Annotated in this window: 16 protein-coding genes; 7 read left to right on the top strand and 9 right to left on the bottom strand. The window is 70.1% G+C overall.

Translation table 11 applies throughout. The annotated features are described in order from the left end of the window. Positions 1-74: 74 nt before the first annotated feature. Complete coding sequence (locus tag NR810_RS19315; RefSeq protein ID WP_257454355.1) at positions 75-3,974, bottom strand: SDR family NAD(P)-dependent oxidoreductase; 3,900 nt, start codon at positions 3,972-3,974, stop codon at positions 75-77. Between the two features lie 135 nt (positions 3,975-4,109). Here NR810_RS19315 and NR810_RS19320 point away from each other — a divergent pair, with 135 nt between their 5' ends. Next, positions 4,110-5,621 carry a methyltransferase gene (locus NR810_RS19320; protein WP_257454357.1) on the top strand — a complete coding sequence of 504 codons (1,512 nt, stop codon included), beginning with the start codon at positions 4,110-4,112 and terminating at the stop codon, positions 5,619-5,621. 106 nt (positions 5,622-5,727) lie between these two features. After that, on the top strand, positions 5,728-6,702 hold the full coding sequence (locus NR810_RS19325) for a fatty acid desaturase family protein (protein ID WP_257454359.1): 975 nt from the start codon (positions 5,728-5,730) through the stop codon (positions 6,700-6,702). A gap of 144 nt (positions 6,703-6,846) precedes the next feature. Here the strand turns inward: NR810_RS19325 and NR810_RS19330 are convergent, their stop codons facing one another. Then, a complete protein-coding gene (locus NR810_RS19330; protein ID WP_257454361.1) occupies positions 6,847-8,616 on the bottom strand; it encodes a family 43 glycosylhydrolase in 1,770 nt (589 codons plus the stop codon). Positions 8,617-8,861: 245 nt separating this feature from the next. On the opposite strand from NR810_RS19330, the gene NR810_RS19335 reads away from it, so the two are divergent. Next, positions 8,862-9,488 carry a DUF4142 domain-containing protein gene (locus NR810_RS19335; RefSeq protein WP_257454363.1) on the top strand — a complete coding sequence of 209 codons (627 nt, stop codon included), beginning with the start codon at positions 8,862-8,864 and terminating at the stop codon, positions 9,486-9,488. Between the two features lie 21 nt (positions 9,489-9,509). Here NR810_RS19335 and NR810_RS19340 read toward each other — a convergent pair whose 3' ends face one another. The 5 genes from NR810_RS19340 to NR810_RS19360 all read right to left on the bottom strand — a co-directional run bounded on the left by NR810_RS19340 (position 9,510) and on the right by NR810_RS19360 (position 16,188). Then, positions 9,510-10,823 (bottom strand): glycoside hydrolase family protein, encoded by a 1,314-nt coding sequence (locus NR810_RS19340; RefSeq protein WP_257454365.1) that lies wholly within the window; start codon positions 10,821-10,823, stop codon positions 9,510-9,512. A 121-nt stretch (positions 10,824-10,944) separates the two neighbouring features. After that, positions 10,945-12,168, bottom strand: a complete 1,224-nt coding sequence (locus NR810_RS19345) for a glycosyltransferase family 1 protein (protein ID WP_257454366.1) — start codon at positions 12,166-12,168, stop codon at positions 10,945-10,947. 134 nt (positions 12,169-12,302) lie between these two features. Continuing rightward, entirely contained in the window at positions 12,303-13,469 is a 1,167-nt protein-coding gene (locus tag NR810_RS19350; RefSeq protein ID WP_257454368.1) for a pyridoxal phosphate-dependent aminotransferase, read from the bottom strand. Between the two features lie 15 nt (positions 13,470-13,484). Further along, complete coding sequence (locus tag NR810_RS19355) at positions 13,485-14,984, bottom strand: class I SAM-dependent methyltransferase (RefSeq protein WP_257454370.1); 1,500 nt, start codon at positions 14,982-14,984, stop codon at positions 13,485-13,487. Between the two features lie 55 nt (positions 14,985-15,039). Further along, positions 15,040-16,188 (bottom strand): cysteine desulfurase family protein, encoded by a 1,149-nt coding sequence (locus NR810_RS19360; protein ID WP_257454372.1) that lies wholly within the window; start codon positions 16,186-16,188, stop codon positions 15,040-15,042. A 186-nt stretch (positions 16,189-16,374) separates the two neighbouring features. Here NR810_RS19360 and rnk point away from each other — a divergent pair, with 186 nt between their 5' ends. From rnk to NR810_RS19380, 4 genes are all read left to right on the top strand, one after another. Further along, on the top strand, positions 16,375-16,779 hold the full coding sequence (gene rnk / locus NR810_RS19365; RefSeq protein WP_257454374.1) for a nucleoside diphosphate kinase regulator: 405 nt from the start codon (positions 16,375-16,377) through the stop codon (positions 16,777-16,779). Positions 16,780-16,884: 105 nt separating this feature from the next. Continuing rightward, positions 16,885-18,360, top strand: a complete 1,476-nt coding sequence (locus tag NR810_RS19370; RefSeq protein ID WP_257454377.1) for an anthranilate synthase component I family protein — start codon at positions 16,885-16,887, stop codon at positions 18,358-18,360. Further along, positions 18,357-18,929, top strand: coding sequence for an anthranilate synthase component II (locus tag NR810_RS19375; protein ID WP_257454379.1), 573 nt, complete (start codon positions 18,357-18,359; stop codon positions 18,927-18,929). Before NR810_RS19370 ends, NR810_RS19375 begins: the two co-directional genes overlap by 4 nt. After that, on the top strand, positions 18,926-19,735 hold the full coding sequence (locus tag NR810_RS19380; RefSeq protein WP_257454382.1) for an aminotransferase class IV: 810 nt from the start codon (positions 18,926-18,928) through the stop codon (positions 19,733-19,735). Before NR810_RS19375 ends, NR810_RS19380 begins: the two co-directional genes overlap by 4 nt. Positions 19,736-19,741: 6 nt before the next feature. Here the strand turns inward: NR810_RS19380 and NR810_RS19385 are convergent, their stop codons facing one another. Together NR810_RS19385 and NR810_RS19390 are read right to left on the bottom strand one after the other, a co-directional pair. Then, on the bottom strand, positions 19,742-22,144 hold the full coding sequence (locus NR810_RS19385) for a hybrid sensor histidine kinase/response regulator (RefSeq protein ID WP_257454384.1): 2,403 nt from the start codon (positions 22,142-22,144) through the stop codon (positions 19,742-19,744). Beyond that, positions 22,141-22,944, bottom strand: a complete 804-nt coding sequence (locus NR810_RS19390) for a pseudouridine synthase (protein WP_257454386.1) — start codon at positions 22,942-22,944, stop codon at positions 22,141-22,143. Before NR810_RS19390 ends, NR810_RS19385 begins: the two co-directional genes overlap by 4 nt. Between the last annotated feature and the right edge of the window lie 63 nt (positions 22,945-23,007).

Genomic DNA, 23,007 nt, shown 5'->3' on the forward strand with positions numbered 1-23,007 from the left:
GTGGGGGGTCCCGGGCGTCGCGTGGTTTTCCCAGCTCCACGGTGGAGCCGGGGCTGTCGGACTTTACGTCCGGCTCAGGAGGGCTGCAACGAGCGCAGCAGCAGATCCACCTGCGCGTCGGAGAGCTGGGACACGTCCAGCTGGCTCACGTCCACCGTGCGCCGGAGGTAGGCCACGATTTGGGAGACGGAGGGGTTCTCGAACAGCACCGGCTCGCGCAGCCGCAACCCGGTGGCCTCGTTGATGCGCGCCATCACCCGCGTGGCCTGCAGCGAGCTGCCCCCGAGCGAGAAGAAGCCCGAGCGCACGCCCACGCCGCCCACGCCGAGCACCTCGCGGAAGGCATCCACCACGACCTCCTCCAGGGGCCCGAGCGGACCGGAGGAGCCGCCGTCGAGCTCCCGGGCGGCGAGCGCCTCGCGATCCACCGTTCCATCCGGGCGGCGCGGGAAGGAGTCCACCGGGTGGAACACGGCCCCCTCGAGCCCCTCCAGGGGAGCCGGGCCCGCCTGCCTGGGGACGAAGACATGAGCCTGCTCCAGGGGCTCGCCCGCGCCCAACCCGGCGGCACGCCAGGGCAGCGCCGAGCCCTCCACGCCTACCAGCACGTGCGAGGCCCCAGACTCCACCGCGAGCACCAGGGCCGCCACGGCCTGGGAAGGCTCCAGCATCCGGTAACCCGGAGGCGAGGCCCGCAACTCCCTCGCCATGCCCGTGGCGCGGATGGCGCTGAGAGACACCGTCACCGCGCGCCGGCCGCGGGCCGCGAGCACCCGCGCGAAGCGATCGACGAAGCCGGAAGCGGCGCAGTAGCTCGCGTGCAGGCCCGCCCCGAGCGTCCCCATGAGGGAAGAGGAGAAGACGAGCAGCGTCCCGGGCCGCTCCTGGAAGGACTCGGCGAGGGATACGGCGCCCAGTGCATGCGCCGCCGCCTCGCGCACGAGCCCCTCCGCCGTCTGACGGCCCAGGGGCGAGGACTCCAGGAGGCCGGCGAAGTGGAAGGCTCCCGAGAAGGCACGGCCATGACGGGCCTCGGCCTGACGCACCACCTCCCGCAGCTTCACCGGGTCCGTGACGTCCACCGGCACGTACTCCGCGGCCCCGAGCTCCCGCTCGAGCGCCTCGATGACGGTGTCCCGGCTCCGGCGGCCCACCAACACCAACCGGGCGCCCAGGCTCCGCCGCAGATAGCGGGCCCAGGCCTGGCCCACGCCGCCGAGCGCTCCCGTCACCAGATAGAGCCCCTCGCGCTCCAGACGCGCGGGGGCGGCCAACGGCGCGGGCCCCCAGGGAGAGAACGCCTGCTCCAGCCGCCGGCCCTGCCGGTACGCCACCTCGCGCGCGGAGCGTGGCCCGTCGAGCTCCTCTGCCACGCACCTCGCGGCCTCCTGTGTCCCGGAAGGCACCCAGACGAGCCGCGCGTCCAGACCCGCCGTCTCCGCCACCGCGGACCAGAGCAGGCCGGGCACCAGCAGCGGCGCGACCCCGGCGGCCGAGGTGGCCTCGACGTCCGGAGCCACCACCCGCAGGCGCACCGGCGCGTGGGCCGCCACCGGGGCCAGGGCCTGCACCAGCTCCAGCAGCGGCGAGACGGTGGCCACCAGCGCCTCGCGGGCGGAGAGGGACGCCGCCTCCTCACGGCCCACCACGTACACGATGTCCTCGACAGGAGCGCCCCCAGCCGGGAGCACCTCGCGGGCCCGCTGGGGCGTCACCGTCACCACCTCTCGCCGGCCGGCGAGCCGCTCGCTCAGCGCGGAGGCGAAGGCCGCGTCCCCCACCAGCAGCAGGCGGCCCGAGGACGAGACACCCTTGGGCTGGGGGCGCACGACCCAGCGAGGCACGGCCAGACACCTGGGCAGCGTCGAGGGCCCACCGAGGAGCCGCTCCGCGGCGCGCCGCTCGGAGGCCAGCTCACCGGACTCGAAGCGGCGCCGCAACTCGGTGCGCCCGCGCTTGCCCAGCTCCGTCCTCGGCACCTGATGCTTCACGAGCGGCACCAGGTAGCTCACCTGGATGCCGAGGGCCTTCGCCACCGCCTCACGAATGGAGCGCAGCAGCTCGCCGAGCGGCGGTGCCCCCGGCGCGGGCACGAAGAAGACGATGACCTCGTCCGTCTGCATCCCGCCCACGCGCGTGGGGGCCACCGCGGCGTACGACGGCAGCACGCCCGGCACCAGCTCCACCACCGCTTCGATCTCATGCGGGTAGACGTTGTTGCCGTTGACGATGAGCAGCTCCTTCTGACGCCCGGCGATGGCCATCTGCTCGCCGTGGATGACCGCGAGGTCTCCGGTGCGGAACCAGCCCTCCTTCGTGAAGGACTGGGCGTTGAGCGGCGCATCGTCCAGGTACCCGGAGAGCACGGCATGCCCGCGCACCTGCAGGTGACCCACCGTGCCCACGGGCACCACCGCGTCCTGGTCGTCGACGATGCGGAACGCCGCACCCGCCAGCGGTGGACCGAGCAGCACGTGGGGCTCGCCCTCGTGGGTGTGGACCCCGCGCGCGCCCGTGAAGATGGAGGACGTCTCGGCCATGCCCCACATGGGGCAGACGGCGTCCTGCCGCAGCCCGTCCTGGGCAAGCGGCGCGGCGAAGCGCTGCATCGTCTCGGCGACGATGGGCTCCCCGGCGTTGCCCAGCACGCGCACGCACGAGAGCTCCCACGCGCGGCGCTCACCGCGGGCGAGCCGGTCCGCCACCAGGCCGAAGGCGAAGTTGGGGGCCCAGCTCACGGTGGCGCGGAACTCGGAGTGCAGCTCCATCCAGCGCAGGATGTCGGCGAGGATGTAGTCGCGCGCGACGAGGATCTGCGAGGTGCCCACGCACAGGCTGTTGAGGTGGATGTACTCGAGCCCGGCGACGTGATCCAACGGCATCCAGCCCAGGCCCAGGTCGTCCTCGTTGTACCAGCCGGCGTGCCACATCGAGCCGACCATGGACAGGAGGTTGTAGTGCGTGAGCACGACGCCCTTGGGCCGCCCAGTGCTGCCGGAGGTGAAGGAGAGGATGGCGGGGTCACCCGGCTCCAGCGCTACGGGAGTGCCGGCGGCCGAGCGGTCCAGCGACGAGAAGGCCAGGGCGCGCAGGCCCAACGCCTCCAGAGAGGGAGCGGACGCGGCACTGGAGAGGACGAGCGGCCGGCCCAGGCGCTCGGACACGGAGAGGACGCGAGCCATGCCGGCGTGCGTCCGATCGATCGAGGGAGGCACCGCCATGGGCACCGGCACCACGCCGCCAAGGGTACAGGCCCAGAAGGCACGGATGTACTCACCGGGCCCCTCCAGCAGGAACATCACCCGGTCACCCTTCTTCACGCCCAGCGCGCTCAGCCCACCGAGGAGCCGGAGGGCCTCGTCACGCAGCTCGACGTAGCGCAGCGTCTCGCGCACGCCCTCCGTGTCGATGAAGGTGAGGGTGCGGTCGGGATACAGCTCCACCACGCGCCGCAGCGCATCGGGAAGCACTGCGGGGTTGCCCGGAGGGGCGACGCGCGGCCCTCCATCGACGAGGGAGGGCGTCCCCCGCGCGGCATCCGCCGGACCGGAGGACTCACGCGCCTGGGCCACTGCGGCCGAGCCCTGTCGGGGGTGGAGGGACTCGGGGAGCAGCTCATCGAGCGGCTCGAAGCGCTCCTCGGGTTGTCTCGCGCCGACCAGCGCCACGGCCTCGTGGCCGGACTCGCGCAACCGGGCCTCCAGATGCGCGAGCCGCACCGGCGTGGTGGGAACCAACCGCGCGAGGGCCTCCAGATCGATCTCACCCGAGTCACGGGTGGGAAGGGCGTCGATCAGCGCGACGGGGAAAGCCCCGGCGCCGAGTTGCTCCCGGAGGAGCGCATCCAACGCCTCCGAGCGAACCGCTCGCCGCGGGACGACCCAGACCACCTCCTCACTTCCCTCGCCCACCACACAGGCGTCCTGGACCCGTGGATCCTTCAAGAGGATCTGCTCGACTTCGGTGGATGACATCACTCGATGAGTCGCGGAGGGCATGACGGCAGGGTATCGCATGACCCGGAATGCTGGAATCCCCGCACTGGCCGGGTTGCACCGCTTCGAGCCCTCGGGTGAAGCTGTGCACCCCCGCATCGAATCGAGACACCCATGACGACTCCGCGGAGCGCCACGCCCCCCTCTCTCGCGCAGTCCCTGCACTTCTGGGCTCGCAACGCCTCGAATGAATCGGCGCTGCTGCGCACCTCACTGCACGTGGGCCTCTTCGACGCACTGCCGGTGGAGGACGAGGGCGAGCCGGTGACGGTGCAAGGGCTCGCGGAGAAGGTGGGGGCTCCGGTCCGCGGCGTGCGCTCCCTCGTCGAGCTGCTGGTGTGCCTGGGTCTGGTTCACATGGACGACGCACGCGGCCTCGCGCTGGCGCGCCCGGTGGCCACCTTCCTGCGGGACATGGCGTTCCGCGAGCGGCTCCAGGAGGCGGCGCGCTGGTGGGGCCCCATCGGCCAGTTGGAGCAGGCGGTGAAGACCGGGGAGGCCATCAACCACGAGGGCCAGCGCTGGGACGTGCTCGGCCACTACGGGCGGCTCTTCCTGGAGACGACGCCCGCGCCCTCACCAGAGGCCGAGGACTTCTTCGACCGCTTCGCGCGCAGCGCCGCGCGCACCTGGCTGCTGGTGGCCGTGGGCCGGCTGGGCCTGCTGGAGCAGCTCTCCACGGGACCGAAGGACGAGGCGGTGCTCCGGGCGGCCAGCGGCGCGAGCGAGCGGGGCCTGCGGCGGGTGCTGGAGGTGCTGGCCCACCTGGGCATCACCCGGAGCGAGGGCCCGACGAGCACCTTCACGGACGAGGCCCGGCAGGTGCTGGACGGCAAGGCACTGCCGTACCTGCTGCGCTCCTTCTCCGTGTCCGCGCAGTACTGGGAGGCGCTGGACCGGCTCGAGGAGACGGTGCGGCACGAGCGCTACATCCTGGACCTGAAGGACCCCGAGGTAAGCCGGCGCTTCTACGCGGACAACTCGAATCAGATCACCGCGGTGTTCGCCTCGCACTTCCAGCTGAGCCGGCGCGCGGCGGCGACGCTGGCGCAGGTGCGTCCACTGGCGGGCGCGTCGGTGCTGGACATCGGCACGGGCTCGGGCGTCTGGGGCGTGGCCTTCGCGCGCACGGAGCCCACGGCGCACGTCACCTACTTCGATCAGGAGGTGGTGCTGGCCCAGGCGAAGCGCAACGTGGAGCAGCTCGAGGCGCTGAGCCAGGCGCGCTTCTGGCCGGGCAACCTCTTCACCCAGGACTTCGGCGAGGCCGCGTACGACTTCATCATCCTGCCGCAGGTGCTCAACGTGCTGCGGCCCGAGTCCCTGCCGGACATGTTCCGCCGGGTGGCGCGAGCGCTGAAGCCGGACGGCATCCTGGTCATCGCCGAGTACGTGCTGAACGAGCGGCGTGACGGCCCGTTGGATCACCTCTACTTCGGGCTGCGGCGCTTCCTCACCAACGAGGGGGACCTGCTCTCCCATTCGGAGTACGGCCAGCTGCTGGCGGACGTGGGCCTCACCTCCTCGGTCTGCCTGCCGCTGCCGACGCAGGAGCTGCTCCTCGCCACGCGCCCCGGGGTGAAGCTGCCCACGCAGCTGGCGCCACCCGCGCGCACGACCGCCTGACACACCCCGTCACACGCATCCCCTCCCCGCTTGCTTGCCCGCTCCTGGATTCTCGGTTTAAGCTAATCTTACACTTTTTCTTCCGTGCCCCCCTCGGAAGGTTCCCATGGCCCCAGCGCCGCTGGAGGACAGCCCCCGCCGCACGAGCGATGGCCTGACGCCCGCCGTGCGGGAGCGATCGGGCTCGGTGGCGGCGCGGCTGAGGGCGAGGTACGCGCGGGAGGTGGCCCGGATGAGCGGCCACGCGCACTCGGTGGCCGGAGGGCTCGGGCACATGGCCTTCCACATCGGGTTCGGGGTGGGGGCGGCCTTCGCGGCCCACGCGCTGTTGGAGACCCGGCCGGTGGTGGGCTGGGTGCTCTATCCGCTGGTGGCCTTCTTCATCGCCACGCGGTTCCGGGCGCTCGGCAACATGCTGCACGAGGCGTGTCACGGCATGTTCGTGCGTGGCAAGCGCGCCAACCGCTTCTTCGGGCACGTGCTGGCCATCATCGACCTCACCGCGCTCGAGCCCTACACGCGCGAGCACTTCACCCACCATCAGTACCTGGGGGATCCGGTGAAGGACCTGGACTTCATCCCTCGCCGGAAGTTCGGCTTCGCCGAGCCCACCGAGCACTTCGCGCGCCGCCACCTGCTGCGTCCGCTGCTGCTCGTCCACCTGCCGTCTTTCGTGCGCCCGGTGCTCTGGAGCCGCACGGACCCCTGGCCGGTCACGCTGAGCCGGTGGGCCTTCATGGCGGGGCTGGTGGCGCTGGGGCAGTGGGGCGTGGGCTGGAAGGCGTTCCTGCTCTTCTACGGGCTGCCCTACTTCGTGGCCTACCAGGTCATCCGTTACTGGTCGGACGCGGTGGACCACGCGGGCATCATCGGCGAGGCGGACGAGTTCGAGCGATCCCGCAACCACATCTTCGCGTGGGGGCTGCTCAACCGGGTGCTCTTCCCCCGGAACGACCAGTACCACCTCACGCACCACCTCTTCCCGGCGGTGCCCACCACCGCCCAGGGCCGCGTACACGCGCTCCTCATGAAGGATCCGGAGTACGCGGACCGCCCGCACTCCTTCTCCTCGCTGCTGTGAGGAGTCCCATCATCCGGAGGCACCGTCCACGACACGGGACGATTCACGTTCCGCTCCTCACCGGTGAGGAGCGGAACGTGGCGGATGCATTCCGCTCCTCACCGGTGAGGAGCGGAACGTGGCGGACGCCCTCCGAAGTGCCGCTCAGGGAATCACGATGGGCACGTGCATGCTCCTGCCATCGTAGGGAGTGGAGCCGCAGCGCGCGTGGGCCCAGTCTCCATTCATCGCCGTGCAGATACGGAAGGCGGAGATGTTGGAGATGGCCACGTTGATGCCTGGGGTGTCGCAGCGGCCGGAGTAGGTCCAGGCGAGGCTCCGGTTGACGGAGTTGACGCCGATACAGGGGCCGATCCACGCGCCCGTGTCGCGCCGCTGGATGTCGATGGAGTACTGGGCGCCCGTCTCCTCCTCGCTCCAGCTCAGGTCCACGAACGGCGTGGTGCCACCGGGAATCTCCAGGAAGACATCATCCGAGACGCCGTCGTAGGCCTTCTCGACGAAGGGGCCCCAGGTGCTGCTGTTGGAATAGAAGATCCGGAAGGCGGCGATATCGCCCTTGTTCACCATGCGGCTGCCCGCGCTGGGGCAGACGCCGTTGAAGACGGTCTTGTTCGCCGAGCCGATGATGCCGGCGTAGATGCACGGGCCGATCACGCTCCCATCGCGCAGGACGAGGTCGAGCGAGTAGTTGTACCCGGCCAGCTTCGTCCAGCGGACGTTGACCTGGTTGAGCGAGTGCATGGAGCCATCGGGCTTGAAGGCGATGCGCTGCTTGTAGGTGCTGCGAGAGGTGAAGGTACCGGGGGGAGAGAAGGCGCCCTGGTGGAAGATGTTGAAGAACTCGCCGCGGCGCTCCACCACCACGTTGTGACCATGGGTCTGGATCAGCGCTCCGGCGTCATTGCGCATCGGCTGGGAGAGCCTCCGCACCGCGCGCGCCCGGGTGAGCGCGGGCAGGGAGTCCGCCATGATGTAGTTCATGGCGTACTGGCTGTTGTACCAACCGGTGCTGAAGAGCAGGTAGTAGATGCCATTGCGCTCGAGGATTTCGGGGGCCTCGTTGATGCCCTCCTCGTGCGCGGGGAGCGAGTAGAGCGCCGGGCCCGTGTGGTTGTAGACGGTGCCGGGGGCCGCGAGGTTGAACGAGGAGATGTTGTTGCCCCGGTCGAACCAGACATAGAAGAGCCAGCGGCCCGACGTGTCATTGAACGTGGCCGAGTCGATGCGGATGTTCCGGTTGCAGCCCTGCGGCGTGCAGGCGGAGCCGATGGTGGTGCGCGGCAGGGTGGTGTTCGGGTTGATGGGCTGGGGCGAACCGAAGTTGAGGTTCAGGTCGGGCGCCGAGGCCACGAAGGTCGTCACGTCCTGGCCGGAAGCCGGGCAGGCCATGCCGTTGGGCACCCGCTGGGCCGAGAAGTAGAGGGTGTAGACGCCGTTGTACTTGCCGAGGTCCGGCGCCCAGATCATGCAGTAGTCATAGGTCGGGTCGGCGGCGGACGGGTTGTAGCTCCGCTTGAGCCGGAAGCCCGACAGGTCGTTGGTCTCGTAGATGGGCAGGGTCGCGCCATTGCCGGTGCCGGTGAGGAAGAACAGGTCATCGTGCTCCTTGTAGACATCGGGGTCGGCCATTCCCGGGACGAGTAGCGAGCGCGCGTAGAAGTTGGAGCCGCGTGTGGCGCACGAGGACCCCACGAAGCCCTCGTCGCAGACACAGACAGCGCTGCCCGCGTTGTCCTTGCAGACGCCGTGTCCGCTACAGCTCACTCCGTCACAGACCCCGGCCAGCACCGACGAGGAGGAGGCCGTGCCGTCCGGAGTGGACTCGAGGCCGGCCTCCTCCGCGCCAGCACATCCGGCGGCCGCGGCGAGGGTGAGAAATGAAAGGGATATCCACTGGAACTTCGAGCGCATGGTGACTCCTCGAGAGCCGTGGCACAGGCATCCCGCCACGGCATTTGGCTCATGGAATCATCATCTTTCAGGTATTTACAGTATTTCTCGCGTTGATATCCCCGAACGAGAGCCCTGAAATCAGACGACGGTGAAGCGAATGGTCAGAGGGACGCCCCCCACACACATTTCCCCTGTCTCCAGGAACAATGGCGTGGTGCTCCCACCCACTCCACTTTGGGCGCGAACCAAGGGAAGGGGAAACCGTGCTCAACAAGAACTCGCCTCGCCACATCTCGGGGCTGCTCCTGCTCTCGCTCGTGGTGCTGGGTATCAGCGCCTGCGGGGAGGACAACAACAACAACGACAACAACAACACCACCAACAACAACGAGACCCAATGTCCGGTGGCCGCGGATATCGGGTTCCCGACCCTGAGCGACGAGGAGATCGTCCAGGTGGTCATGACGGTGAACATGGGGGAGATCCAACAGGGCCAGCTCGCGCAACAGCAGGCGACGAACACGGAGGTCCGTCAGTTCGCTGACCAGATGGTCCAGGAGCACACGACGGCCAACCAGGAGCTCCAGGCGCGTCTACAGACCCTGGGCATCACGCCCCGCGAGAGCCCGCTGAGCCAGCAGCTCGCGGCGGAGTCGAACCAGATCCTCACGATCCTCCGCTCGGATGTCGGGAGTGCGGCGTTCGACCTGGCCTACATGGACGTGCAGGTCTCCCTGCACGCGAAGACCCTGTTCCTGATGGACAAGGTGCTCCAACCGCAGATCCAGCGGGCCGAGCTGCGTGAGTTCGCCCGGATGGGACGGGGGATGGTGCAAGAGCACCTCAACACCGCCGTCCCCATCCAGCAGGATCTCTCCCCGAGCCCGTGACGGAAGCACGGGCCCCGGGTGTCAGGCCGCCTCGACCACTCGGGACGCGCCGCCCGGGGCCTGCCGGTCCTCGACGATGAACGGCTCGCACGGGCGGCCCTGCTCGTCGCGGAAGGACAGGTGGAAGCGCAGCACCTTCCGCGCCTCGCCATCGGTGTAGTAGTCGGTCCCGTTGCGCCACGCGTGGAGGTAGAGGGCATACAGGCCCTCGCCCACCTTCTTCAACGAGGGGTGGCCAGGACCGTTCCACGCACCGCCCAACGCGGGGCTCGCGCTGTCCATCAGCAGCCGCTCGTCCCGGATCTGTCCGTGCAGCACGTCATCGAGCTTGCCCACGTAGGTGCGGTACTCGTGATTGCCGAAGAAGCCGGCGCTGTAGAGGACATAGAGCTGCCCGTTCTCCCGGACGAAGAACTGTCCCTCGACGAGCCCGCCGTGATGGGGCCCGTTGGAGAGGATGACGTTGGGCGCGCCGACGAACTGGAGCGTCCCGTCCGGCCCCAGGGTGAACTCCCGCGCGATCAGTGGGGTCGGCACGCTGCGCGGCTGGCCCGTGGCCGGATCCACCCAGCGCAGGGCGTTGCCGTCCACCTTGACCACCAGGGCCTGGCGCCTGCGCCCGGTGCCGTCCTGGATGGGCGCCACGGTCCCGTCGATGGTGCCCAGCACGAAGTCGTCCCCGGAGGGACCGCCCGGGTAGTCGGGGGCGAGCTGCTTCACGCGCGGGTTGACGTCCACCGGACCATGGTCGGTCCAGGAGCCGTCGATGGAGCGGCTCGTGGCGTAGGCACTGCGCAGCACGCCCTGGCGGTCGCGCGCGGTGTAGAAGAGCACCAGCAGCTCTCCAATCTCGAAGATCTCCGGCGCCCAGCGCGCACGGAGCAGGTCTCCGGGCAGATCCGGCTCGGTCGGCACCGGCTCCCCCTGGTTCCACCACTCCGGGAGCTGCCCCTCGGGAAACAGGGCCACGTGCTGCCCGTCCTTCAGGTGGGCCTCGAACCGCGACCGGTCCTCGTTCCAACGGTAGAGCCGGAACGCATAGGGGAGGTTGCTCGAGGTGGCGATGAGCCACAGCCCCTGCGTCCGAGCCCCTCCCGGGCTCGTGGCCGACAGCCGCAGGACGAACGGGTCCGGCATGTTGTCGGCGAGGAGCGTCTCGGGGACCCGCGCCGGCCGCGCGAGGAGGTCGCGAAGCGTCGCGTCCACCGCATGGGCTTCGACCTCGAAGAGCGAGGGCAGCGCCGACGCGAGCACGTTGTGCGTCTGTGAGGAAGCAGGCGGCCGAGGGTCGGGGGAGGGAGGAGCGGACTTCTGCTCGAGCTTGTCGGGCGGCATCGGATCCAGGGCAGAGGTGACGGCAGCGGAAACCGGGCCTGCCTCCAGAACCATTCCGGAGACGGCCCGGCCACGGACACACCCAGTATGCCTGACTGGTCGGCAGCCGGCCTTGATACGCTCACATCTCCGGCCAGGACTCCGACGAGGTGCCCATGCCCCACCGGCGGCGCGCCGCCACCGCCTTGTCGATGTGGCCCTTCATCCCGCTCCAGGTGTGGTCCCAGGAGAGGCGCGAGAGGAATGCGTCCACCTTCGGCAGCCACTCCTCGCGCGACTGGGACAGGTTCTCCTCCACCGCCCGGACGAAGTCCTCCGGCGTGTCCGCGATGCGCACCAGGCCCAGCTCTCCGTAGGGGCGCACCACGTCCCGGATGGAGGTGGACACCACGGGCTTGCCCGCCGCGAGGTACTCGGGTGTCTTGGTCGGGCTGAGGAAGCGCGTGGCCGTGGTACGTGCGAAAGGCAGCATGGCCACGTCCCAGCCAGCGAGGTACGCCGGCAGCTCCTTGTAGTGCTTCCCGCCCAGGTAGTGGATGTTGGGCAGGCGCGGCAGGCTGTCGGGGGAGATCTTCACCACTGGCCCCACCATCACCAGCTGCCAGTCCGGGCGTGCCCGGGCAACGCCCTCCAGCAGCGCCAGATCCATCCGCTCGTCGATGACCCCGCAGAAGCCGATCCGCGGATGCGGCAGGGCGGCCTGGTCGGGAGGGTCGGCGGGTCCCAGACGGGCCTGCGCGAAGTGCGGCACGTCCACGCTGCTCGGGAAGGGATGGACGTTCGGGTGGTGCGCCCGCTTGGACTCGTAGAGGTGATGGCCGCCGGTGAACATGACGTCCGCACGGCGCAGCAGCTCCACCTCGCGCTGCACCAGCAGAGGCGGTGCGCCACTGAAGGCGGACAGCTCGTCCATGCAGTCGTAGACCACGGCCCGCGGCCGCAAATGCGCCGAGAAGGCCAGGGCCATCGGGGTGTAATACCAGAGCACGAACTCGTTCACGTCCTGGTCCTCGAGCAGCGCATGGAGCAGCTCGCGCTGCACGGCCGCCAGGACGTCGGGGTCCATCCGGGTGCCCGGCGGTGGATCCGGCGTCACCTGAGTGGAGCCCCCCACGTGGATGTGGGGCGTCGCCACCCAGACCCCCTCGGGTGAGCGAGCCGCCTCCAGCCGGGTGGGGCCAGGGCCCCAGACAGGCTCCTCCACGAAGAAGACGCGGCGCTCGCGAGCGAAGCGCGACATCAGGTGCTGAGGGCGCTGAAAGACGAAGTTCCAACGCAGGTGAGACAGGCAGACGAGATCCGGGAGCCCGCTCCCCGTGTCGTTCCGTCCATGCGAGCGCTGCATGCGAGTTCCCTCCGGCAGGGTGTGACCTGCGGGGAAGGATGGGCATCGCTCCGCTACATTCCCATTGGACTTGGAGTCAGATGGGAAGGTCCCGGGCGGAGGCTCGTACGCCAGCTCGTATGCCTGCTCCCGGGTCAGCGGGTGGTGACGCGCTCGATGGCCTCCAGGGCCTCGGGGAAACGCTCCGGGTGCATGCCCAGGCCCAGCCGGAAGCCGTGACCGCGCTCCAGCGGATGGGTGCCCGCGGGGTCGCCGTGCTCCATGGAGCTGAGCGGCAGGACGAACACCCCGGCCTCGCCGAGCGCCTGGAACTTCGCCTCGAGCTCCTTCGGACCGGCCACGCCGCGCACACCGATGCAGGTGACGAGTCCGCCCGTGGGGGCCACGCCATACACGCCCCGCGAGCGCTCCAGGAAGGCGGCGAGGATGCGCCGGTTGCTCAAACACTCCTCGCGCGCCTGGCGCAGGGCGGGACTGTGCAGGTCCTTGAGGACCTCGTAGGAGATCCACTCGGTGACCGGGTTCACGGTGTGCGTGGTGTAGTTCTTCTCGTTCTGCATGCCCGCCAGCATGGCCGTGTCACCCACGCACCAGCCGATGCGAAGGCCCGGGCAGCCCAGGCACTTGATGAAGGAGCCGGTGACGAAGCTCCGGGTGCCCGCGCGGTACACCGTGGACCCCAGCACCTCCGTCTCGGAGGAGAGGAAGCGGTAGTGCTCGTCGCCCACCAGCGTGGCACCGGAACGCTCCGTCCAGCGGGAGACGCGCTCCAGCAGCTCCGGCTCCAACACCAGGCCGCTCGGGTTGTGGGGGTTGTTGATGATGACCACGTCCGGGCGCTCGCGCTCGAGCCGCTCCAACCACGCGTCGGCGTCCACGGAGGGCACGCCCCGCTCGTCCCAGCGCAGGGGAAGGCGGACGATCTCCGCGCCCTGCTGCATGGGCAGCTCGTAGAGGAGCTGGAAGGCGGGCCAGGCGAGGGCCACCTTCTTCGGGCGGAGCTGGCGGAAGAGGAGCAGCAGGGCCTCGCTGGTGCCAGTGGTGATGAGGACGTTGTCGCGCGTGGCGCCGGGATGCATGGCGGCCACCAGGTCCCTCAGGTCGGCGCGGCCCCAGTTGGGGCTGTCACGCAGCAGGGTGGAGAGGAACGTGTCGGCGGCCTGCTGGGGGCCGACGCCGGAGCCGGCGAGCAGCTCGCCCACCGTGCGGGGCCGGGCACCGGACTCCCCGAGGTTGTAGCGCGCGGTGAAGCGCGAGCCCTCGAGGTAGTCCTCCATGAAGAACGAGCGAAGGGGTTCCATGTCTCTCCAGGAGCGTCAGCGGGAAGGGAGGCCGTCCGGCCAGGGGACGTCCCCGCGCGAGGCGATGACGACCTGCTGGATGGGCATGTCGAAGCCGCGGGAGGACGTGAGGCCCACGGGCTCGAGCAGCCGCCGGAAGTCGGGCATGGACAGCACATCACCCTCGTTGGACACGTAGCGGCGCAGCGAGAAGTAGAGCGCATCCAGGGGACCATCGCGCCGGTCCGTCAGCAGGTAGCCCGAGATGATGAGCAGCCCCCGGGGACGCAGCGCGCGGGCGAGCTGCCCGAAGAGCCGCGGCAGCTCCTCGGGAGGCAGCGCGGGGATGACCTGGGGCAGGAGGATGAGATCGTATTGCGCCTCGCCGTAGTCCACGGAGAGGCAGTCCCCGGCCCAATAGCGTGCACGGCCGTCCAGCTTGAGCTTCGCGATGTTGGGCTTCACCTGCTCCAGGACGTGCTCGGAGTCCAGGTAGGTGACGTGCACCGTGGGGTCCGCCAGCCCGAAGGCGGCGCCCCAGACACCCGAGCCGGTGCCCACGTCCAGGACCCGAGCCTCCTTCAGCGGACGCATGGAGGCGACGAGCTCCGCGGCCTTGCGGCCCAGCTTCACGTGCGAGGCGAAGATGCCGGTGATGCGCGAGGCGTTGCGCTGGTAGATGCGCTTCGCCGTCTCGGGGTCGCGCAGATCCAACCGGAACTTCCGCTGGGTGACGGCCTCGTCCAGGTGCCCGAAGGCCTCCCAGTAGTCCATGGTGGCCGGGAAGGCGCGCTGGAAGTACGGCAGGCTGCTCGCGTCCAGGGAGCGGCCGGCCAGCTCGGTGTACCCGAAGGACTCCGCCTCCCGCTGGACGAGGCCCATGGACACGAGCACCTCCAGCAGCACGCGCAGCGCCTCGGGATGGGAGCCGGTGGCCTTCGCCAGCTCCGCGAGCGGCCGGGGTCCGGACACCAGCGCCTCCAGCAGACCCACCTCACCGCTCGTCACGAGCGCCTGGGTGCGGAGGAAGTTGCGCGCGGCACGGTCGTCGTAGTCCTCGGCGGTGGTGCTCGACACGGGGGCCCGGGGTTCCAGGAACTCCTTCCGGTACCACCCGAGCAGGTCGCGGGACTCCCCGTGCCAGTCCACCGGAGCGCCGGTGCGGACGGCCTCGGGCAGCTTCGCGGACACGAGCCACCAGCCGAGCGCCTCGCGCATCCGGGCGGCGAAGTCGGGGCGGCGGAGGAAGGCGCTCGCCACCGGGAGCGAATACCCCCTCCCCTCCTCCAGCCGGACGAAGCCGAGCCCCACCAGCGGCTCGAGGACGGAGCGCGTGCCTCGCACGGTACCGCCGATGCGGGAGGCGAGCGTCTCCAGGGACACCGGCACGGCGGAGCCCTCGTCCGGGAGGTGGGCGAACAACCCGAGCGCGAAGGCGCCCAGGAGCGCGGCCGACTCGTTGCTCGCATCGCGGGCCCAGAAGTTGAGCTGTTGGATGAACGCCGTCTGTGAGGACGCGGGGGGAGACTCCGCCAAGGTGGCTCCTCGTCGGTGGGGGGAGCCCGAGTATGGCCCAGGTGGGCCCGGTCTTTCACCTGGGTGGGGACAGGCGCCGCCAGGCCCCGATGAGCGCTTCCGCGGCGGTCATCACGTCCCCAAGCGTCGTCGTCCGGCCCAGGGACAGGCGCACCGAGCCGAGCGCCTCCCCGGGAGCCACACCCATCGCGGTGATGATGGAGGAGGCGGACTCCTCGCCCGCGTGGCACGCCGAGCCCGTGGAGGCAGCCACCTCGGGAGCCGCGGCCAGGAGCGCGGAGCCGCTCACACCGGGGAAGCGCACGTTGAGGGTGTTCGGCAACCGCTCCTCCAGGTGGCCATTGAGCACCAGTCCCGGGATGCGCGCCCGCAGCCGCGTCCAGAGCTCGCCCCGCAGCCTGCGCATCCGCGTCTCCTCGCCTTCCACCGTGCGGAGGGCCACCTCGCAGGCCGCCCCGAGCCCCACGATGGACGCGACGTTCTCCGTGCCCGGGCGCAGGCCCCGCTCATGCCCCGCCCCGAGCAGGACCGGACGCAGCGGCGTTCCCCGGCGCACGTACAGTGCGCCCACGCCCTTGGGGGCGCCGAACTTGTGGCCCACCACCGTGAGCAGGTCCACGCCCAGCCCATCGACGGACACGGGTAGCTTGCCCACCGACTGGGCCGCATCGGTGTGTACCAGCACCCCACGGGCGCGGGCCTCGAGGGCCACCTCGGAGATGGGCTGCAGCACGCCCGTCTCGTTGTTGGCATGCATGAGGGTGACGAGCGCCGTGTCGCTCCGCAGTGCCGCCACGGCCTCGTCGACGCGGATCCGGCCGTCCCCATCCACCGGGAGCCATGTCACCCGCGTGCCGTGTTTCTCCAGCTCGCGGCAGGGCTCGGTGGTGGCCGGGTGCTCGATGACGGAGGTCAACACGTGCCGCTTCTCCGGGAGCGCGGCCGCCACGCCACGGATGGCGAGGTTGTTGGCCTCCGTCCCATGCGCGACGAAGAAGAGCTCCTCCGGGGCGGCGCCGAGCAGCGCCGCCACCTGGGCCCGAGCCCGATCGACGGCCTCGCGGGCCCGGCGTCCATAGACGTGCGCGCTGGAGGGGTTGCCGAAGTGCTCGCGCAGATACGGGAGCATGGCGTCCACCACCTCGGGCAGCAGCGGCGTGGTGGCATTGTGGTCCAGGTAGACAGGGTCGCGTGGAGCACTCATGAGGAGGGAAGGCTAACCGTTGACGACGCGGTGCGTCTGGGTTTCGTACGAACGGTCAATCCCGGACGTGCCGTCAGGGTGACGCCCGGTGGGGCGTCTGGTTTCAGACGCCCTGCCGCCATGCAGGCACGGCTCGGAACCTGCTTGGTTGACCGGCCACACGTAGGGTCAAAGGATTGAGCAGTCATGAGCACGCAAGAGCCGAGGATCGTGGTCACGTCGACCGACATGGAGCGGCTGCGAACCCTCATCGATACGACCGCGGGAGATCTGGCGGAAGCGCTCGATGCGGAGTTGCTGCGCGCGGAGGTGGTGGAGCCCACCCAGGTGCCGCCCGACGTCGTGACGATGAACAGCCGGGTGGTGTACGAGGACGAGGACACGCACGAGAAGCGGGAGGTGACACTGTCCTATCCGAAGGACGCGTCGCTCCAGCAGGGGCGGGTATCCGTGCTGGCGCCCGTGGGAGCGGCGCTGCTCGGACTTTCGGAGGGGCAGGAGATCGAGTGGGAGCTACCTGGCGGAAAGCACAAGCGCCTGCGCATCCTCTCCGTCACCTACCAGCCGCAGTCGGCCGGGCACGCTCACTGAGCCCCCCTCCCCTCTCCCCCTGGGAGAGGGACGGGGTGAGGGTCTCTCGTCTCCCGGGTCGAACCCGGGGCCCATGAAGGCGTGGCCTTTGTTACAAGCCCGCCCATGCCGGTCCCCCCGACCCCGCCCCCCTCTCCGTTGGACCGCGAGCGCTTCGAGGCGCTCGTGGCGGAGGGCTACAACCAGGTCCCCCTCGTCCGTGTGGTGGAGCTGCACGGCCGGAGACCGGTGGACCTGCTGCGAGCCCTGCCGCCGGGACACCGCATCCTGCTCGAAAGCACCCGAGCCTCGAACGAAGGCCGCTACTCCTTCGTGGGAGCCAGACCCTTCCTGACGTTCAGGGCGAAGGGAGGAAGGTGCGAGATCAACGGCGAACCCCAACCGGGGGAGCCACTGACCACCTTGCGAGGGCTCCTGAGACGTTTTCGCGGTGTGCGCCTTCCAGGGATGCCGCTCTTCTGTGGTGGAGCGGTGGGCTTCTTCGCCTACGAGGCGGCGCACCATTTCGAGTCCCTGCCGCGCCACGGGAACGACGATCTGGGACTGCCGGACATCGCGCTGGACTTCGTGGACACGTTCGTGGCGGTGGACCACCAGGAGAGCCGGGCGCTCGTGGTGGCCACGGGCGACGACCACGAGGACTGCCTGCGACGGTTGGAGGAGCTGGAGCGGGTGGTACGCGCGGTGGCCTCCACAACGCCTCCGGCGCGCGCCTGGCACCTCGAGGACGGACAGACGCCGGACGTGCCCTGGCGCTCCAACTTCACGCAGGAGGGCTACCAGCGAGCGGTGGAGCGCGTACAGGAATACATCCGCGCGGGAGACACCTACCAGGTCAACCTCTCGCAGCGGCTGGAGGTGGAGCCCAGGCTGCCCGCGCTGGAGCTGTACGAAGCCCTCTCGGCCATCAGCCCGGTGCACTTCGCCAGCTACCTGGAGGTGGACGGCTTCGAGGTGGTGAGCGCCTCGCCCGAGCGGCTGGTGCGGGTGGAGGACGGCAGGGCCATCACCCGGCCGATCGCGGGCACGCGGCGCAAGGGAACACCAGAGGAGAACGCCCGGTTCGTACACGAGCTGCGCACCAGCGAGAAGGAGCGGGCCGAGCACGCGATGCTGGTGGATCTGGAGCGCAACGACCTGGGGCGCGTCTGCACTTACGGGAGCGTCCAGGTGACGAAGCTGATGGAGATCATCGAGTACGCCCACGTGCTCCACATCGAGTCCGAGGTGGTGGGCCGGCTGGCGCCGGGAGTGGAGCCGCTCGACGTGGTGGCGGCGGTGTTCCCGGGCGGCACCATCACCGGGGTGCCGAAGATCCGCACCATGCAGATCATCACCGAGCTGGAGCCACACGCGCGGGGCCTCTACACGGGCTCGCTCGGATACCTGAGCTTCACGGGCGAGATGGACCTCAACATCGTCATCCGCACGGTGGTGCTGAAAGGCGGACGGGCCTGGGTGCAGGTGGGGGCGGGCATCGTCCACGACTCGGAGCCGAGGCGCGAGTACCAGGAGACGCTGCACAAGGCGCGCTCGCCGCTGCTGGCGCTGTCCGCACGGCCGGCGGAGGGCGCGAAATGATGCTGCTCATCGACAACTTCGACTCCTTCACCTTCAACCTCGTGCAGGCGCTGGGCGGGCTCGGGGCGGAGCTGAAGGTGGTGCGCAACGATGCCCTCACCCTCGCCGGGGTGGAGGCGCTGCGGCCGGATCGCATCGTCATCTCGCCGGGCCCTTGTACGCCGAACGAGGCCGGCATCTCGCTGGAGGTCATCCGCGCCTTCGCGGGCCGGGTGCCGGTGCTCGGGGTGTGCCTGGGGCACCAGTCCATCGGCCAGGTGTTCGGAGGGCGCGTCGTGCGGGCCCCGGTGCCCGTGCACGGGAAGACGGCCGACATCCACCACGATGGCCGGGGCGTCTTCCGGGGACTGCCCCATCCCTTCGTGGCCGCGCGCTACCACTCGCTGGTGGTGGAGCGGGCGAGCCTTCCGGACTGCCTGGAGGTCTCCGCCTGGTGCGGAGAGCTGGTGATGGGACTGCGCCATCGCGAGTACCCATGGGTGGAGGGCATCCAGTTCCATCCCGAGTCCTTCCTCACGCCGCACGGCACCACGTTGCTCGCGAGGTTCCTGGAGGCGCGAATCGGATGATGGACACGGTCGCGGTGAACGGAGAGGTGCGGCGGTGGGAGGAGCTGCGGCTCCAGGACTTCCTCCAGTCGTTCTTCTTCGGCGCGGGCTTCTTCGAGACGTTCCTCGTCACCGGGGGCGTGCCCATGTTCCTGGAGCGGCACCTCGCGCGGCTCCGGTCGAGCCTCGAGGCCCATGCGGCCTGCGTGCGCGCGCCACCCGAGGACGTGCTCACCGCCAGGTCCGTCCTCGACTCCCTGCATCGATGCCTGGAGGCGGATGCCAGCCTGGGGCCTCGCTTCACCGGCGTGGGCAAGCTGGTGGCGGGAGATGGGCGGCTGCTGCTGTCCTTCCGGGAACTGCCGGCCCCCCAGGCGCACACCGTCCTCGACGCGCTGGAGGACCGCTGCTACCGGAGGGGCGACCCCACCCTGAGACACAAGAGCATCTCGTACCTGCGGCAGTACGCGCACTTCGGCCGGGGAACGGTCTTCGCCAACGAGGCCGGGGAGCTCTGCGAGGCGCCGAACGGCAATCTGTTCTTCCTCGTGGGAGACGCGGTGGTGACTCCGCCCCTGGAGGTCCCCTGCCTCCCGGGCATCATCCGCTCCGTGCTGCTGGAGGAAGGACGGCTCGGGGACATGCCGGTGGTGGAGCGCACGGTGGGGCGGGAGCAGCTGGAGGACGTCCGGGGCTGTGTCCTCACCAACTCCGTCAGCCTCGCGCTCGCCGTCCCGCGACTGCTCGGGCGGGAGCTGCCCGGGAGCCACATGCTGGCCGAGCGCGCCCGGGTCGTGGTGCGGGAGTCCGCACGGCGCGAGGGGTGAAGCCCCTCACTCCACTTTCGGAGAGAGGGGGTGGGACCGCACCGGGACGTGACGCGGCAGCCGCACCGTGAAGGTCGTGCCCTCGCCAGCGCTGGAGCTCACGTCGACGGAGCCCCCATGGGCCCGGACGATGCTGTCCACGATGAAGAGGCCCAGGCCGATGCTGCGGCTCGCCCGATCCACCTCGGAGGCGCCTCGCGTCATGGGCTGGAAGAGACGCTGACGCAGCTCGGGAGGGATGGGGTCGCCCGTGTTGTGGACCTCCAGGGAGACCTGGCCGTCATGGCCGCGCGTCACCACCGTGACGAGGGTACCCGCGGGGCTGTACTTCGCCGCGTTGGACACCAGGTTGGTGATGACCTGGGCCAGGCGGTCGGGGTCCCACTGCCCCTGCCCGTCCCCCTCCGAGTCCACCCGGAAGCTCCGCTCGGGGTAGCTCATCCGCACCTCGTCCAGCACCTGGCGGGTGAGGGCGTGCAGGTCGAGCGGAGCGGGATGGATGGGGATGCCGCCGCCCAGGCGCGCCTGGGTGAAGTCCAGCAAGTCCCTCACCATGCGGGCGGCGCGCTCGGCCGAGGACTGGATGCGGGTGGCGGTCAGCGCCTGGCTCTCATCCAGACCGTTCCGCCGCCGCAGGAGGCTCTGCGCACCGAGGAGAATGGCGGTGATGGGGTTGCGCAAATCGTGGCTGACGATGCCGACCAGCTGCTGCGCGAACTCGGCCCGGCGCCGCAGCTCCTCCTCGGCGCGCTTGCGCTCGGTGATGTCGCGGCTGGTGCCCGCGATGGCCTCCACCTGCCCGTCCGGTCCGAAGATGGGGGCGTAGATGTACTCGTAATGGCCAGTGCCGGAGGCGCTCGTGTACGGGTTGTCGCCACGCACGGGCCTCCCCGTGCGCAGCACCTCGTCGAGCTGCCGCCGGTGCTTCTCTACCAGCTCGGGGGGATAGCCCAGTTCCTGGAAGTTCCTCCCCACCGCCTCCTCCAACCGCTTGCCCCAGAGCTGCAACAACGAGCGGTTGACGTAGGTGAAGCGGTGCCGCCGGTCGAACAGGTACATGAAGTCCGGATGGGCGGTCAGCATGGTGTCGAAGGTGCGCGCCTGCCGCTCGTATTGGACGGCGAGCTCACGGTAGCGCGCTTCACTCTCCCGCAGGGCCGCCTCCAGGCGCTTCGTCTGCGTCACGTCCCGCGCCACGGCGAAGATGAGTCCCTGCTCCGCCATCGACGCCGACGTCCACGACAACCAGCGATAGCTCCCATCCCTGCACCGGTAGCGGTTCTCGAAGTGCAGCGTGTGCCCTCCCCGGGCGAGATTCTCCACCTCGGAGCGGGTGGCCGAGAGATCCTCCGGGTGCAGGAGGCTGGCGAAGGGACGGGAGAGCAATTCCTCTTCGCTCCAGCCCAGCGTCTGGGAGAAGGCGGGGTTGACGCGCTTGAAGAAGCCATCCGTCCCCGCCACGGCCAGCAGATCGTGCGAGAGACGGAAGAAGTTGTCGAACTCGGCCTCGACGCGCTTCCTCGCCGTCACGTCCATGAAGGTGGCGACGCCCGCTATCCGTTGCCCTCGCGCATCGAGCACCGGACCCGAGGAGATGCTGAGCGTGACGCGGCTGCCGTCCGCGCGCGCCACCTCCACCTCCTCGCCCTCCACCACCTCACCGGAGAGGAGGCTTCGGGACAGGGGCCACTCCTCACAGCGGTAGGGCCGGCCGTCCGGGTGGATGCCCCGGAGGGCGTCTCCGTACTCGCTCACCCCCTGCGAGGCCCGGAAGGGGTAGCGAAGAATCTGCTCCACGCGCGCGCTGGCCAGCAGCAGCTTGCCGGAGGGCTCCGCCACGAGGACACCCGAGGGCATCTGCTGGAGGACGGCATCGAAGAGGGCACGCTGTGCCTCCGCCTCGCCCAGCAGCCGCTCGCGCTCGCGCACGAGCGCCTCGACCTCGGCCCGCGCCGCCCGCTCGCGCGCCAATACGGCGTCCCGCTCCCGCTCGGCCTCACGGTGGCGGCGCTCCAACACGGCCTTCTCGATGGCGTTGTGCGTCGCCCGGTAGAGGCTCGCCGGGGTGATGTCGGACTTGATCAGGTAGTCCGAGGCACCCGCCTTCATCGCCGACACCGCCACCCTTTCACTGCCCCGCCCCGTCACCAGCACCACCGGAGGAGCCGCCTCGCCGAGCACCTCCTTCAACCGCCGCAGGAAGCCCAGGCCGTCCATCCCCGGCAACCCGTAGTCGAGGATGACGCAGTCCACGGGATGGGCCAGACAGAGCGCGAGCCCCTCTTCCGCGTCCTCCGATTCGATGAAGGACCAGGTGTGGTCCTGTTCCTGTCGCAGGAACGCCGCCCAGGTGCCCCGGTCCTCGGGGCTGTCGTCCACGAGTAGCAGGGTAAAGGAGGACGCCGTCATCGCCGCCCCTCGGCGAAGCCAAGGCCTCGCTCCACCTCGGCGTCCGTGAGCAGCCGGCAGGAGCCCTCCGGCACGTCCAGCACCAGCTCGCCCACGGCCTCGCGGTGCAGCGTCCGCACCGGGTGCCCCACCGCCGCCAGCATCCGCTTCACCTGGTGGTGCCGCCCCTCCGTGAGCACCAGCTCGACCCGGCTGGGAGCCAGCAGCCGAGCCACCGCTGGCCGGGCCGGTCCATCCTCGAGCAACACGCCCTCGCGCAGCGTCTGGAGGGCCACCTCCGAGGGCCTGCCCTCTACCTCCGCCACGTAGCGCTTGGGCACGTGCGTCTCGGGAGAAGTCGCGTGCGCCACCAGCCGCTCCTCGTTGGTGAAGAGCAACAGGCCCGTGGTGTCCCGGTCCAGCCGCCCCACCGCGTACCACTCATACCCGAGCAGCTCCGGCGGCAGCACCGGCCGCAAGCGCTCGAAGACGGTGCCGATTCCCTCGGGATCACTCCCGTGCACCACCACCCCCGCGGGCTTGTGGAACATCAGCGCCAGCGTCCGCGCCTCCAACGTGCGCGGCTGCCCATCCACCCGCACCGCGCTCCCTTCGTGCACCTGTGCGAAGGGGTCGTGCGCCACGCGCCCGTCCACCTCCACCCGCCCCTCGCGGATGGCCCGCTCCGCCTCGGCCCGCGGCATCACTCCCGCGCGTCCCAGGGCACGCGCCAGCCAGTCCGCGCGGCTCCCTTCCGGCACCGGCATCGTGCGCCGGCGCGCGGCCTCCAACCATCGCGGTGTCTTCGGCTTCCTCGCCATCAACGCCCCTTCCGTTGGAGCTTCCCACACCGCGCATTTCTATTCCCGCAATCCGAACGTCCC

The organism is Archangium lipolyticum (assembly GCF_024623785.1).
GTDB lineage: Bacteria > Myxococcota > Myxococcia > Myxococcales > Myxococcaceae > Archangium > Archangium lipolyticum.